Source organism: Salipiger sp. PrR002 (assembly GCF_010500775.1).
GTDB lineage: Bacteria > Pseudomonadota > Alphaproteobacteria > Rhodobacterales > Rhodobacteraceae > Salipiger.
The window spans coordinates 34712-49166 of sequence record NZ_JAAGOU010000037.1 but is presented as its reverse complement, the minus strand read 5'-3'; the positions used below and the strand labels follow the sequence as shown (position 1 = coordinate 49166).

The following is a 14455-nucleotide window of genomic DNA, read 5'->3' as shown; positions in this document are numbered from 1 at the left end:
CAAGAGGCCCCCGTTGTGCCGCCCGCCGACCCCGCTCCCGGGCCGGTGCCGCTGGAGGTGCCCGCGCCGCTGCAGGACCCCGAGGTGCCGCCGGCGCGCGGCGGTGGCCTGATCGGGCGGCTCTTCGGCAAGGGCACACCGGCGCAGCCGGTGGTGCGCCGGGCGCTTGATGATGAGATGCTCGAAAGACTCGAGGAACTGCTCATCGCCTCGGACATGGGCGTGGACACCGCGCTGCGGGTGACCGCGAATATCGCCGAAGGGCGCTATGGCAAACGCGTCTCGACGCAGGAGATCAAGGAGCTTCTCTCTGCCGAGGTCGCGCGGATCATGGAGCCGGTGGCCAAGCCGCTGCCGCTTTACGCCAAGACGCCGCAGGTGGTGCTGGTGGTGGGGGTCAACGGCTCGGGCAAGACCACGACCATCGGCAAGCTCGCCAGCCAGTTCCGCGCCGCCGGCAAATCGGTGGTGATCGCTGCGGGCGATACCTTCCGTGCTGCTGCCGTCGAGCAGCTGCAGGTCTGGGGCGATCGCGCCGGGGTGCCGGTGTTGACCGCGCCCGAGGGTTCGGACCCGGCCAGCCTTGCCTTCGACGCGATGACCAAGGCGCAGGCCGAGGGCGCCGATCTGCTGATGATCGACACCGCGGGCCGCCTGCAGAACCGCGCGGACCTGATGGAGGAACTGGCCAAGATCGTCCGGGTGATCCGCAAGAAAGACCCCGATGCGCCGCACAACACGCTCTTGGTGCTGGACGCCACCACCGGGCAGAACGCGCTGCGGCAGGTCGAAATCTTCCAGCAGGTTGCGGATGTGTCGGGTCTGGTGATGACCAAGCTCGACGGCACCGCGCGCGGCGGTGTGCTGGTGGCGCTGGCCGATAAATTCGGCCTGCCGATCCACGCCATCGGGGTCGGCGAGCAGATCGACGATCTGCAGCCCTTCGATCCCGAGGAGTTCGCCGCGGCGCTCACCGGGCTCGCAAGGGACTAAGCGTCAGGCGCGGGCGGGGATCACTCCTCGCCCCAGCCCTGCCGGTTTCTCGCGCCGCTCGCGTGCGCGCCCGATGCAGCCCGCCAGAACCACCGCGGCCATCAGCCGCGCAAAGGCGGCCGGGGCAGGGACCGCCGAGAGCTGTGCCGGAATTCATTCAGGATTTCTTCGATCATGACGCCTCCTCCGCAGGTCGGGGATCAACGTCCTGTGCATCGGGGCGGTTCCGCCATTGAGAAGGCGGCACAGGGGCGCTATCTCTGCTGACGCACAAGGAGACCCGCATGGCCACCAAACAGATCAATCCCTTCCTCAAGACGGTGCTCGAGTTCGGGCCGGTGCTGGCCTTTTTCGTGGCCTACCTGCTGCTCAAGGACAACAGCTACCTCATCGGCGGGCGCGAGTATCAGGGCTTTGTGGTGGTCACCGCAGGGTTCATTCCGCTGATGCTGATCTGCACCGGGCTGCTGTGGAAGCTCACCGGGCATCTGTCGGCGATGCAGGTGGTTACGGCGGTGCTGATCGTGGTCTTTGGCGGCCTGTCGGTATGGCTTAACGATGAACGCTTCTTCAAGATGAAGCCGACGCTGATCTATCTGCTCTTCGGTTTTGCGCTGCTGATCGGCATCCTGCGCGGCGAGAGCTATCTGCGCAAGGTGATGGAGGGGCTGATGCCGCTGCAGGAAGAGGGCTGGATGATCCTCACCAAACGCATCTGCGGCTTCTTCTTCGGCCTCGCGCTGCTCAACGAGATCGTCTGGCGCACGATGAGCACCGAGAACTGGGTCTACTTCAAGACGTTCGGGCTCACGGCGGCGGTCTTTGCCTTTTTCATGACCCAAGGCGGGCTGTTCAAGCGTTACGCGCTGGAGGCAGACAAGGACTGAGAGCGCTTCGTATGCTGCGCAACGGATAGGGTGCCCGGAGCCGCTGGTTCCGGGTATTTTTATTGCGCGGCGAAATGTGCCCGCGGCAACTGGCTGACCTTAGGGCATAATTCAGGGCGGACCCCCTTGAAAATAGGGGTTTTGCGCTCGCGCGCCTCGCCCGCTATGCGCTAAGCGCATAGCGGGGCTGACAAAATCACTCGGGAACTCGGGTTACACCCGCGGTCTGATTGCGTTAACCGATCCCATCCCGGAACAAAGCTGTTCCAGACGCAATGAAAGACGAAATAAAATGTCCCTCTCAGACGCAGCCTATGACGCGCCGCGCGCCGGGGCCACGCCGGCGCTGAACTCCCCGGCCAAGGTCCTGACGGCGAGCCTCGTCGGCACCACCATCGAATTCTTTGACTTCTACGTCTATGCGACCGCCGCCGTGCTGGTCTTCCCGACGCTGTTCTTCCCCAACAGCGATCCGATGACCGCGCTGCTGGCGAGCTTCGCCACCTTCTCCATCGCCTTCTTCGCACGTCCGTTTGGCGCGCTGGTCTTCGGCCACTTCGGCGACCGCATCGGCCGCAAGGCGACGCTGGTTGCGGCGCTGCTGACCATGGGCATCTCGACCGTGGTGATCGGCTTCCTGCCGAGCTACGAGAGCATCGGCGTGATCGCGCCCCTGCTGCTGGCGCTCTGCCGCTTCGGTCAGGGCTTCGGCCTTGGCGGCGAATGGGGCGGGGCGGTGCTCATGGCCACCGAGAACGCGCCCGAGGGCAAGAAGAACTGGTACGGCATGTTCCCGCAGCTTGGCGCGCCGCTGGGCCTGTTCCTGTCGTCGGGCCTGTTCTGGATCCTGCTGCACTTCATGAGCGAAGAGGCGCTGCTGAGCTGGGGCTGGCGGATTCCCTTCATCTCGTCGCTGCTGCTGATCGCCGTTGGCCTGTGGGTGCGCCTGTCGATCACCGAGACGCCGGACTTCCAGAAGGCCATCGACAATGAAGAGCGCGTTGCCGTGCCCGCGGTCGAGCTGTTCAAGAACCACAAGGTCTCGATCGTGCTCGGCACCTTCGTGGCACTGGCGACCTTCGTGCTGTTCTACATCTGCACGGCGTATCTGCTGAGCTACAACGTCAAGGTCGTGAAGATCCCCTTCACCGACGCGCTGGCGATCCAGATCTGGGGCTCGGTTGTCTTCGGTGCCTTCATCCCGCTGGCCGGCAAGCTGGCCGAGCGCTATGGCCGCCGTCAGATCCTGACGCTGACCACCGTGCTGATCGGCGTGTTCAGCTTCCTCGTGCCGGTGCTGATGGTCGAGAACGAGATGCGCATCATGGGCTTCGTGACGCTGGGCATGGCGCTGATGGGGATGACCTACGGCCTGATCGGCACCGCGCTGGCGGCGCCTTTCCCGACCCGCGTGCGCTACACCGGCTCGTCGATCACCTTCAACTTTGCGGGTATCTTCGGTGCCTCGCTCGCGCCCTATATCGCGACTTGGCTGCAGAGCAACTATGGCCTCGCCTATGTGGGCTACTACGTGCTCTTCGCCGCCGCGATCACCCTGCTGTGCATCTTCGCCAGCGGCAAGGGCAAGGTCTGAGGCAGATCGCCTTACGGATTGGGAAAAGGGCGCCGGTCTTCCGGCGCCCTTTTTCGTTGCGGCTGCACCCGCCCGGTTCCAGTCGCGTGCCGTGGAACTAAAAAGGGGCGCGACCCGCTCGGCCGCGCCCCTTCATTGTTCTTCAAATACGCCCCTTCTGGCGCAGCCTCAGTCCTCGCGCGGCGGCTCCGCCTCCGGGTCTTCCTTGCCGACGCCCTTGAAGACGAACTTGAAGGGCAGCATCCACAGGAACCCGAGGAAGACGTAGACCAGAAACTCCACCCAGATCGGCGGGCGGCCAAGCGCGTTGACCACGCTCACCGCCGCGACGATGTAGAGCGGCAGGCCCACCAGCAGGATCACCAGCGACCAGCGGCGGCGGGATTTGTAGCTGAGGGCCATGCCGCGCTCAGTCCGCGAAAGGATCGGTGACGAGGATGGTGTCGTCGCGCTCGGGCGAGGTCGACAGCAGCGCCACCGGGCAGCCGATCAGCTCTTCGATGCGGCGCACGTATTTCACCGCCGCGCCGGGCAGATCGTTCCAGCTGCGCGCGCCTTCGGTCGACTCGGACCAGCCTTCCATCTCTTCGTAGATCGGCACGCAGCGCTGCTGCTCTTCGGTGGCGATGGGCAGATGGTCGAGCACCTTGCCGTCAAGTTCGTAGCCGGTGCAGATCTTGATGGTCTCGAAACCATCGAGCACGTCGAGCTTGGTCAGCGAGATGCCGTTGACGCCCGAGGTCACGCAGGTCTGGCGCACCAGCACCGCGTCGAACCAGCCGCAGCGGCGCTTGCGGCCGGTTACCGTGCCGAACTCGCGGCCACGGGTGCCGAGGCGGTTGCCGTCCTCGTCATCAAGTTCGGTCGGGAAGGGGCCTTCGCCGACGCGGGTGGTGTAGGCCTTCACGATGCCCAGCACGAAGTCGATCGAGCCCGGCCCGATGCCGGTGCCGGTGGCGGCCTGCCCGGCGATCACATTCGAGGAGGTCACGAAGGGGTAGGTGCCGAAGTCGATGTCCAGCAGCGCGCCCTGTGCGCCTTCGAAGAGGATGCGCTTGCCCGAGCGGCGCTGCTCGTTGAGCACTTTCCACACGGGGCCCGCATATTCGAGGATCTGCGGCGCGATCTCTTTCAGCTGAGCGATCAGACCGTCGCGGTCCACCGGCTCGAGGCCGAGGCCCCGGCGCAGCGCATCATGGTGCTGCAGCGCGCGGTCGACGCGGTGTTCCAGCGTCGCGGGATCGGCGAGATCGGCGACGCGCACCGAGCGGCGGCCCACCTTGTCTTCATAGGCCGGGCCGATGCCGCGACCGGTGGTGCCGATCTTGGTGCCCTTGGTGGCCGCTTCCTCGCGGGCGCGGTCGAGCTCGCCGTGGATCGGCAGGATCAGCGGCGTGTTCTCAGCGATCATCAGCGTCTCGGGGCTGATCTCGACGCCCTGCTCGCGGATCGTCGCGATCTCCTTCACCAGGTGCCAAGGGTCGAGCACCACGCCATTGCCGATCACCGACAGCTTGCCGCCGCGCACCACGCCGGAGGGCAGGGCGTTCAGCTTGAACACCTTGCCGTCGATGACGAGCGTATGGCCTGCATTGTGGCCCCCTTGGAAGCGCGCGACCACGTCGGCCCGCTCCGAGAGCCAGTCCACGATCTTGCCCTTGCCTTCGTCGCCCCACTGGGCGCCCACGACGACCACGTTAGCCATTGCTCACCTGTCCTTTTGCCGGCGGTTCAAACGGGCTCCGTATAGATCCACGGGGCCGCGGGGGGAACCATCAAATTGGCGGTTGCGGCGGGTGGCGGAAAGAATCCGCGGCGATCTTTGATTATGGGGGGCATGAGGGGGGCGCTGCCCCCTCTTGGCCTGCGGCCAATTCACCCCCGGCGTATTTTAGAAGAGAAGAAGCGGGGGCGGTTTTTGGGGGTTAGGAGGGGGGCGGCTCTTCGCGGTCTGCCTCGGCGTTCTCGGCGGCCCAAGCGCCGGCAGCCTCGACCGCCACGGGCGAACTGGTCGGCAGCACGTTGAGATAGCTCTCGGCCTCTTCTTTCGGCAAAGGCGCGCGCTGGGTCATGCGATAGAGCGCGTAGAGGGCCATCGCCACGAAGGTAGCGCTGAGCACCAGCCAGAAGGCGGCGGGGCCCGCGGTCTGCATCGCCCAGCCGGTGACCAGAGGGCCGGCGATGGCGCCGAGCCCGAAGGTGAAGACCAGCCCGCCCGAGGCGGCGGGCATGTCTTCAGCGGAGAGCGCGTCATTGGTGAAGGCGAGCAGCAGCGCATAGAGCGGCGTGGTGACGCCGCCCGCGAGGAAGGCCGCGGCAAGCAGGGCGTGAAGGTTGCCTCCGGTGATCCATCCCAGCGCGCAGGCCGCAGCCCCGAGGACGGAAGTGGCAAAGATCAGCTTGCGCCGGTCCATCAGGTCCGACAGCCAGCCGATCGGATATTGCAGCACCAATGCGCCGGCAAAGAGCATCGCCACAAAGAGCGCGATCTGCCCGGCGCCGAGCCCGATCTGCGTGCCGAAGACCGCGCCCATGCCCGATTGCGTCGCATAGACGCTGCCGAGCAGGAATATCCCCACCGTGCCGAGCGGTGAGCCTTTGAAGAGCGCGCGCAGCGGCATGGGCCGGGCGACCTCGACCGCGGGCACCGGGGTGACCGACAGCAGAATCGGCGCAAAAGAGACCGACACGAGGATCGACGCGCCGATGAACAGTGCCGAGGTGCCCGCATCGCCCAGCGACAGCAGCCCCTGCGCGCCAATAATGCCAAGGGTCTGCGCGATCATATAGGCCGAGAGCACCTTGCCACGGGTCTCATTGCTTGCGGCGTGGTTGAGCCAGCTTTCGGCGGTGACATAGACGCCGGACATGCAAAAGCCGATGAGCACCCGCAGCAGCGTCCAGGCCCAAGGCTCGGCGATCAGCGGGAAGGCGATCAGCCCCGCCGACATGAAGCTGCCAAGCGCGGCAAAGACCCGCACATGGCCGACCCGCCGAATGAGATCCGGCGTCACCCGCGCGCCGGACAGGAAGCCGATGAAATAGCCGGATGTGACGACCGCAAGCTCGGTGGGTGAAAACCCCTCGATCCCGCCGCGCAGGCCGATGAGGGTGAAATGCATGCCATTGCCCAGCATGATGAGCACGATCCCGAGCAGAAGTGCCCAGACGCTGGCCAAGACGTTGATCATGTAGTCTGCTCCGGACCCGGGGCGCATAGGCCTCCTGGATCCGAGTGTTGCGCATCCTTGGGCGGCGCGTCACGCCTGCCGCGTCATGTCGTGGGCGATTTGCGACAAGCGTGCGGCGCCGTTCAGGGCAGCATTCAGGGCAGCTCTCAGGGCAGCAGGTGCAGCCAGGCCCAGGTGGTGATGATGCACATGCCGGTGGCCAGCAGCACCGAGGAGGCGGCGACGCGTTTTGCCCGTCCGTAGAGGTTGGCGAAGACATAGGCGTTCACCCCCGGTGCCACAGACGCGGTGACCACAGCCGAACGGAAGGCGTCGGTGGGCAGCGCGAAGGCAGTGCCGAGGCTGTAGGTGATCAGCGGGTGCAGCCCGAGCGAGAGCGCGCAGACAAAGAGAATGGTGCGCAGATCACCTTCGGGGCGGTAGCGGAAAAGCACGCCGCCAAGCGCGAAGAGCGCGCAGGGCAGGGCGGTGCGGGTGAGCAGCCCCAGCGCCTCGGTCACCGGATGCGGCAGCTCGACGTTCAGCAGGTTGAAGAGAATGCCGATGGTGATGCCGATGACCATCGGCGTGCGAAACAGCGAACGGGTGATGGTGATCGGCAGCCGCCGCAGCTCGGTGCCGCGGGCGCGGGCGATCTCCATCGCGGTGATGCCGATGGCGTAGCAGAGCGGCGAGTGCATGGCGATGATCGCATAGTTGCCGTTCAGCGCGTCCTCGCCATAGGCCTGCTCGGTGATCGGCAGGCCGATCAGCAGCGAGTTCGAGAAGAGCCCGCAGAAGCCGATGACCACGCTGTCCTCCCAATCGCGCCCGAAGATGAAACGCGCGCCCAGCATCGCCACGAAGAAGCAGGTGACCGCCCCGGCGTAGAAGGAAAACAGCAGATCGAAGCGGAAATATTCGCCAAGGTCGAGCTGCCACATGGCGCGGAACAGCAGGCAGGGCACGGCGATGGTCTGGGTGAAGCCCATGAGGCCGTCGATGGCGTTGTCGGTCAGCAGCTTGCGCCAACTGGCGAGATAGCCCGCGCCGATGACGATGAAGACGGGGAGGATGACGTCGAGAAGGGCCTGCATGGGAGAGGAGCTTTCAGGGGATGCGCCGGGCGGCGCATGGCCTCCGGCGGGCGTATTTGGGGAACAATGAAAGGGGCTTGGGGGGTGTGCCGCCCGGCAGGTCTGCGCAGCGCTTCTCCTCAGAGCGCATAGCGCAGCACCATGCCGTCATAGGCGGGGTTGATGTGGTCCGGGGTCTCGGCCTTGAGCGTGGCATAGTCGAGATCGATGTGCATATTGGTCAGCACCGCCGCGCGCGGCTGTGCGCGGGCGATCCATTCCAGCGCCAGATCGAGATGGGCGTGGGTCGGATGCGGCTTGCGGCGCAGCGCGTCGATGATGAAGCATTCAAGACCGGAAAGATGCGCCCAGGCCTCTTCGGGGAGGCGCACCACATCCGGCACATAGGCCAGATCGGCAATGCGGAAGCCAAGCGCGTCGATGCTGCCGTGGTCCACTTCGATCGGCGTCAGCTCGATCGGCCCGCCCGCGCCGTCGATGGCGAAGGGGCCGGTGATCGTGTGCAGATCGAAGATCGGCGGGTAGGGGCTGCCTTCGGGCTGCACGAAGGCATAGCCGAAGCGCGAGATCAGCTCGTTCTGCGTGGCACCATCGGCCCAGACCGGCAGCCGGTCGCCGCGGTTGAAGACGATCTGCCGCAGATCGTCGAGCCCATTGGTGTGATCGGCGTGGGAATGCGTCCAGACCGCCGCGTCGAGATGACCGATGCCCGCGTCGAGCAATTGCGCGCGCATGTCGGGCGAGGTGTCGATCAGCACGCGGGTCGTGCCCTCGGGTCCGTCGCGCTCGACCAGCAGCGAGCAGCGGCGGCGGGTGTTCTTGGGGTTTGTGGGGTCGCAGTCGCCCCAATTGCCGCCAAGCCGCGGCACGCCGCCCGACGAGCCGCAGCCGAGAATGGTGAAACGCAGCTCGCCGCTCATGCAGCGCTCCAGTTTGCGGCCTTGGCGAAGAGGCGCTCGAAGTTGGCCTCGGTCGCGGCGGCAAATTCCTCGTAGCTGAGCCCGAAGATCTCGGCGCCGACCTTGGCGGTGTGCACGCTGTAGCCCGGCTCGTTGCGCTTGCCGCGGTAGGGCGGCGGCGCGAGATAGGGGCTGTCGGTCTCGACAAGGATACGCTCGAGCGGGGCGCTGGCGAAAATCTCGCGCAGGTCCTTGGACTTGGGGAAAGCGGCGATGCCGGACATCGACAGGTAAAAGCCGCAGTCCAGCGCCGCGCGCGCCAGATCCGCCGAGGAGCTGAAGCAATGCATGACGCAGGCATAAGGCTTGGCGCGGTAGGCTTCGGTGAGGATGCGGGCCATGTCGTCATCGGCGGCGCGGGCGTGGATGATCAGCGGCAGGCCGGTTTCCTGCGCCGCTGCGATATGCACCTTGAGCGAGCTCTTCTGCACTTCGGCGCTGTCGGCGGTGTAGTGATAGTCGAGCCCGGTCTCGCCGATGCCCACGAACTTCGGATGCTGCGCCAGCGCCACCAGCTCGTCGACGGTGGCCATAGGCTCTTCGGCGGCGCTCATCGGGTGGGTGCCCGCGGCGTAGAACACCGGATCATTGGCCTCTGCGATCGCGCGCACCTGCGGCTCGTTGCGCAGGCGGGTGCAGATGGTGACCATACGATGCACGCCTGCCTCAAGCGCGCGGGCGATGATCTCGGGGCGTTCCTCGTCGAAGTCGGGGAAGTCGAGATGGCAGTGGCTGTCGGTAATACGGGGGGTTGTCATACGTCACGTCCTTTGCGCGCAGGTATCAGCCATGCGCCGGGCCGGGTCAAGGCGGGGCGGTGGCCTTGCGCCCGCGCATGCGGCACGCGGCGTGGGAGCGGGCATTTGCGCTGCAGAACGCGGCAGTTCGTGAGGTGGCCTGACGGGGCGCTTATCGGCTGCGCAGCAGGCCCCGGCGCGTCAGCAGGCTGCGCAGCGCCATCGCCAATGCCGAGGCGGTCAGCACCCCAATGGCGTCGGCGGCCCAGTCGCCAAGCTCTGCGTCGCGCCCGACATAGGCCTGCACCACCTCGATCAGGCCGCCAAAGGCGATTGTGGCTGGGGCGAGCCACCACAGCCAGCGCGGGCGCAGCAACGCGACCGGGGCGACGATGGCGCCAAAGCCGAGCGCGTGCTGCATCTTGTCGCCAAGCAGCGCATCCCCCGGCACCAGCTGCGGGCCGACGGTCAGAACGGTGACGGTGAGGGCGAGCAGCGCGAAGAGCGCCGCGGTGGCGAGAGATGTGCGGTCCATGAGATCCCAAGACCACGTTCCGGGGCGAAATTCCAGAACGGGGCACGGGTTGGCGGCACACGTTTGCGTCACGTGCTGCGCCAGAGGCAGGTGCCGCGCGGGATGGCATGGGACGGGATGGGATGGGCGGCATGGGAAACCATGGGACGGGGTGTGGTCCCAGCTGGGATCGCGAGTCAGGTGACCTGTGGTCCTGGGGGCTCAATTGCCGATTCATGGGGAAACCGGCGCCGATTCAGGGCTTGATGCGCTCACGTGGACATGGGAAATGCTCACGAGATCGCGATTCCAGCCATGGTTGGAAAATTTTTTTGGGATTTTGTGGGGAATTTTTACTCACAGCCGCGTGACTATATTTAGCGTTGAGCTGGTTCCCGCTTACCACATGTTCGTGAAAACTGACCTAACGTCGCCCAAGATGTAGTTTTCCACAGGCTGTGTGGGCAACATGGAGGGGGTGTAGGCCGTAAATTCCTATTGCTTCCCATGCTTTCCCATGACATACCTTTAACCACGACGAAGGGACGGGATTAAGGGGCGCCAAACGACCCCAGCAGAACATCCCAGAATAATAAAACGAGCAGGTTCATACAGGCACCCGCCCTTCGTCCACATGAAGAATCCAGCGCGTGAGCGAGCAGACATCCCCCCCCCAGGTGGCACGCGCAGCTGGACTAGCCCGGAAAACGGGTCAAGGCGGCGGGTTGATCAGTGGCAGCAGATCAGCCCGCCGTATTTCGTTTCGGGGATTTGAGAGTAGGGACAGTGGGCCGCAGGCTTAGGTTCAGAGGCGAGAGCCGCAACAAGGTGGATGGCAAGGGTCGCGTGTCGATTCCGGCCTCTTTCCGCCGTGTGCTCGAAGCCGGTGATCCGGACTGGACCGAAGGGCTCAACCCGAACTTCGTGATCGTCTACGGCGATCACCGCCGCAAATACCTTGAATGCTACACGATCGAGGAGATGGAGGCCGTCGAGGACCGCATCTCGGACATGAAGCGCGGCTCGCAGAAGCGCCGCCTTCTGGAGCGTCTCTTCTCGACCCAATCCGTCACCACCAGCGTTGATGAAACCGGGCGCATCGTGCTTCCGGCCAAACTGCGTGCTAAGATCGGTCTCGAAGACTGGGCCTATTTCGCCTCCAACGTCGACACCTTCCAGATTTGGAAGCCCGAGACCTTCGAAGAGGACGAACTGGCCGGAACCGAGGAATTCCTCGACGAGATGCCTGCGGACTTCGATCCGCTTCAGCTGCTCGACGAAGACGACGAAACCGAGGAGGCCTGACCCATGGCGGCGCCCAAAGACCCCAACGCCGCTCCGCATGTACCCGTCCTGCTGCGGCCCCTGATCGAGGCGGTCGCGCCGGTGCGGGGCACTTGGGTTGACGGCACCTTCGGGGCAGGGGGCTATGCGCGGGGCCTGCTCGAAGCGGGCGCCGACAAGGTGATCGGCATCGACCGCGATCCGCTGGCGCATCAGATGGCCGCCGAATGGATCGGCCAGTACGAGGGCCGGCTGGAGCTGGTCGAAGACAATTTCGCCAATATGGATGCCCATGCGCAGAACGTCGATGGCGTGGTGCTGGACCTGGGCGTGTCGTCCATGCAGCTGGACCGTGCCGAGCGCGGCTTTTCCTTCCAGAAGGACGGGCCGCTCGACATGCGCATGGAGCAGGCGGGCGAGACCGCAGCCGATCTGGTGAAGCGGCTCGACGAGACCACGCTGGCGGACGTCCTTTACACATTCGGCGAAGAGCGCGCCTCGCGCCGTATCGCCAAGGCCATCGTGCGCGAGCGCGCGGTCGAGCCGATCGAGACCACCGCGCGCCTGTCGTCTATCGTCGAGGCCTGCCTGCCGCGCCCCAAGCCCGGCCAGTCGCATCCGGCGACCCGGTCGTTTCAGGCGCTGCGCATCGCGGTCAACGATGAGTATGGCGCGCTGTGGCGCGGGCTGATGGCCGCCGAACGCGCGCTGAAGCCCGGTGGCTTTCTGGCCGTCGTCACCTTCCATTCCGTCGAAGACCGCATGGTCAAACGCTTCCTGCAGGCCCGCGCGGGCCGTCTCAATTCGGTCAGCCGCTACGAGCCGCAGGTCGAGACCGAGGCGCCGCGCTTCGAACTGGTGACTCGCAAGGCCGTGGGGCCGGACGACGAAGAGCTTGCGGCCAACCCGCGCTCGCGTTCGGCGCGGCTGCGGGTGGGGCGGCGGACCGAGGCCGCTGCCGGAGATATCGAGTCTGGGGTGCTCTCCATGCCCCAGTTGAGAGGAAAGAGCTGATGCGCACGCTTCTCTATGTGACCACCTTCATGGCGGTGATCGGTCTGGCCTTCTGGGCCTATCACGAGAACTACAAGACGCAGGCCTCGCTGGACAACGTGCGCCAGCTGCAGCGCGACATCGGTGACGCCCGTGCGCGGCTGTCGATCCTGCGTGCCGAATGGGCCTATCTCAACCGTCCCGACCGGCTGCGCGACCTTGCCGAGCTGAACTTTGAGCGGCTGGGCCTGCTTCCGATGCGCCCCGAGCAGTTCGGGCGCATTGATCAGGTGAACTACCCCGACAACCGCGCGCTGGTGTTCAACGACCTTGTGGACGTGACCAGCGCAGGCGCCGCCTCGGGGGCCTCGCGATGAACGGGCGCATCCCGCTTCGGCCTCTGGCCCGCGTTCTGGATGCGCGGCGTCGCGGCGAGAACCCGGATGCGATCGAGCGCGAGAACCTGCGGATCCGCCACGAGCAGATGCGCGACAAGGCGCGCGTGCGTGCCGAGGGCCGTCTTCTGGTGCTCGGGCTGGTGTTCTTCTGCGCCTTCGTGGTGATCGGCCTGCGCATGGGGATGCTGGCGCAATCCGAGGCCGAAGAGCCGCGGGCGCAGCTTCCGGGCTCGTCGATCATTGCCTCGCGCGCCGATATCGTCGACCGGCAGGGCCGGGTGCTGGCGACCAATATGGAAACCCACTCGCTCTACGCCCACCCGCATCAGATGATCGAGCCGCTGCGCGCCGCCGATGAGCTGATGAAGATCTTCCCCGATCTGAACCACGAGCGGCTGGTGAAGGATTTCACCAATGGCAAGCGCAAGTTCATGTGGGTGAAGAAGAAAATCAGCCCCGAGCAGATGCAGGCGGTGCATGACATCGGCGAGCCGGGCCTTTTGTTCGGCCCGCGCGAGATGCGGCTTTATCCCAATGGCAAGCTGGCCTCGCACATCCTTGGCGGTGCCAGCTTTGGCCGTGAGGGCGTGGCTTCGGCCGAGGTGATCGGCACCGCGGGGATCGAGCGCTTTTTTGATGACGAGCTGCGCGATCCGGCCCGCGGCGGCGCGCCGCTGGAGCTGTCGATTGATCTGACGGTGCAGGCGGCGACCGAGCGGGTGCTGTCCTCGGGCATGAAGCTGATGAACGCCAAGGGCGCGGCCTCGGTACTGCTCGACGTACACACCGGCGAGATCATCGCCATGGCTTCGCTGCCCGATTTCGACCCCAACGACCGTCCGCGCCCGCCGGTGTCGGGCAGCCCCGCCGACAGTCCGCTGTTCAACCACGCGGTGCAGGGCGTCTACGAGCTAGGCTCGACGTTCAAAATTTTTGCCGCCGCGCAGGCGCTCGATCTGGGGCTGGTGAAGCCCGACACGGTGATCGACACCTCGCCGCCGATGAAGGTCAGCGGTTTCCGCATCGGTGAGTTCGAGGGCCACAACTACGGCAAGCAGACCGTCGAAGGCATCATTCAGCACAGTTCCAACCGCGGCACCGGCAAGATCGCGCTGGCGATCGGCCCCGAGCGGCAGCAGGACTTCCTGAAGCGTATGGGGTTCTTCGAGCCCACCGGCGTTGAGCTGACCGAAGCGTCGGGCGGCAAACCGCTGCTGCCGGCGCGCTGGACCGAACTGAGCACGGTGACGATCTCTTATGGTCACGGTCTCTCGGCCTCGCCGCTGCACCTCGCGGCGGGTTATGCCGCCATCGCCAACGGTGGTCATAAGATCAGCCCGACGCTGCTCAAGCAGGATGGGCCGCACTATGGCCCGCAGGTGATGTCCGAGAAGGTCGCCAATGAGGCCGCGCATATGCTGCGCCTCGTGGTGACCGAGGGCACCGCCAGCTTTGCCGATGTGCCGGGCTACAAGGTCGCGGGCAAGACCGGCACCGCCGACAAACCCAAGGAGCGCGGCGGCGGGTATTACAAGGACAAGGTGATTGCCACCTTCAGCTCGATCTTCCCCGCCGACGATCCCAAATACGCGCTGGTGGTGACGCTCGACGAGCCGGTCGAGACCTCGGGCAGCCGTCCGCGCCGCTCGGCAGGCTGGACCGCTGTGCCGGTGGCCGCCGAGATGATCGGCAGGATCGCGCCGCTTCTGGGCTTGCGTCCGGAATACGATGTGCCAGAAGAGGAGGAGGTGACGCTGGTTCGGAACTGACCGGGCCGCGCGCCTCTGGCCGGGTTCTGGCCATGCGTATTTTAAGAACGATGAAAGGGC

14 protein-coding genes are annotated in these 14455 nt (G+C 65.6%); 7 read left to right on the top strand and 7 right to left on the bottom strand.

From position 1 onward, the window contains the following. The 3 genes from ftsY to G0A00_RS22865 all read left to right on the top strand — a co-directional run. On the top strand, window positions 1–993 hold a 993-nt coding region (gene ftsY / locus G0A00_RS22875; protein ID WP_203595487.1), incomplete at its 5' end, for a signal recognition particle-docking protein FtsY. Window positions 994–1277: 284 nt separating this feature from the next. Further along, window positions 1278–1880, top strand: coding sequence for an inner membrane-spanning protein YciB (locus G0A00_RS22870; protein ID WP_164184698.1), 603 nt, complete (start codon window positions 1278–1280; stop codon window positions 1878–1880). A 292-nt stretch (window positions 1881–2172) separates the two neighbouring features. Further along, window positions 2173–3474: an MFS transporter gene (locus G0A00_RS22865; RefSeq protein WP_164184699.1), complete on the top strand. Its 1302-nt coding sequence runs from the start codon at window positions 2173–2175 to the stop codon at window positions 3472–3474. A gap of 168 nt (window positions 3475–3642) precedes the next feature. On the opposite strand, the gene G0A00_RS22860 is transcribed toward G0A00_RS22865, so the two are convergent. From G0A00_RS22860 to G0A00_RS22830, 7 genes are all read right to left on the bottom strand, one after another. Continuing rightward, the gene (locus G0A00_RS22860) at window positions 3643–3876 is read right to left on the bottom strand and encodes a DUF2842 domain-containing protein (RefSeq protein WP_066105194.1); all 234 of its coding nucleotides are present in this window, start codon (window positions 3874–3876) and stop codon (window positions 3643–3645) included. A 7-nt stretch (window positions 3877–3883) separates the two neighbouring features. Further along, window positions 3884–5179, bottom strand: coding sequence for an adenylosuccinate synthase (locus G0A00_RS22855; RefSeq protein WP_164184700.1), 1296 nt, complete (start codon window positions 5177–5179; stop codon window positions 3884–3886). 220 nt (window positions 5180–5399) lie between these two features. Then, window positions 5400–6665, bottom strand: coding sequence for an MFS transporter (locus G0A00_RS22850; RefSeq protein ID WP_164184701.1), 1266 nt, complete (start codon window positions 6663–6665; stop codon window positions 5400–5402). A 146-nt stretch (window positions 6666–6811) separates the two neighbouring features. Then, a complete protein-coding gene (locus G0A00_RS22845; RefSeq protein ID WP_164184702.1) occupies window positions 6812–7741 on the bottom strand; it encodes an AEC family transporter in 930 nt (309 codons plus the stop codon). A 119-nt stretch (window positions 7742–7860) separates the two neighbouring features. Continuing rightward, window positions 7861–8661 (bottom strand): MBL fold metallo-hydrolase, encoded by an 801-nt coding sequence (locus tag G0A00_RS22840; RefSeq protein WP_164184703.1) that lies wholly within the window; start codon window positions 8659–8661, stop codon window positions 7861–7863. Next, window positions 8658–9458 (bottom strand): TatD family hydrolase, encoded by an 801-nt coding sequence (locus G0A00_RS22835; protein ID WP_164184704.1) that lies wholly within the window; start codon window positions 9456–9458, stop codon window positions 8658–8660. Before G0A00_RS22835 ends, G0A00_RS22840 begins: the two co-directional genes overlap by 4 nt. Window positions 9459–9609: 151 nt before the next feature. Then, the gene (locus tag G0A00_RS22830; protein ID WP_164184705.1) at window positions 9610–9972 is read right to left on the bottom strand and encodes a teicoplanin resistance protein VanZ; all 363 of its coding nucleotides are present in this window, start codon (window positions 9970–9972) and stop codon (window positions 9610–9612) included. Between the two features lie 765 nt (window positions 9973–10737). On the opposite strand from G0A00_RS22830, the gene mraZ reads away from it, so the two are divergent. The 4 genes from mraZ to G0A00_RS22810 are packed head-to-tail and all read left to right on the top strand — an operon-like array spanning window position 10738 to window position 14395. Continuing rightward, on the top strand, window positions 10738–11256 hold the full coding sequence (mraZ, locus tag G0A00_RS22825) for a division/cell wall cluster transcriptional repressor MraZ (protein ID WP_164184706.1): 519 nt from the start codon (window positions 10738–10740) through the stop codon (window positions 11254–11256). A 3-nt stretch (window positions 11257–11259) separates the two neighbouring features. After that, window positions 11260–12249: a 16S rRNA (cytosine(1402)-N(4))-methyltransferase RsmH gene (gene rsmH, locus G0A00_RS22820; protein ID WP_164184707.1), complete on the top strand. Its 990-nt coding sequence runs from the start codon at window positions 11260–11262 to the stop codon at window positions 12247–12249. Beyond that, complete coding sequence (locus tag G0A00_RS22815) at window positions 12249–12605, top strand: cell division protein FtsL (protein WP_164184708.1); 357 nt, start codon at window positions 12249–12251, stop codon at window positions 12603–12605. Before rsmH ends, G0A00_RS22815 begins: the two co-directional genes overlap by 1 nt. Beyond that, a complete protein-coding gene (locus G0A00_RS22810) occupies window positions 12602–14395 on the top strand; it encodes a penicillin-binding protein 2 (RefSeq protein WP_164184709.1) in 1794 nt (597 codons plus the stop codon). The genes G0A00_RS22815 and G0A00_RS22810 overlap by 4 nt, the downstream gene beginning before the upstream one ends. Window positions 14396–14455 lie beyond the last annotated feature (60 nt).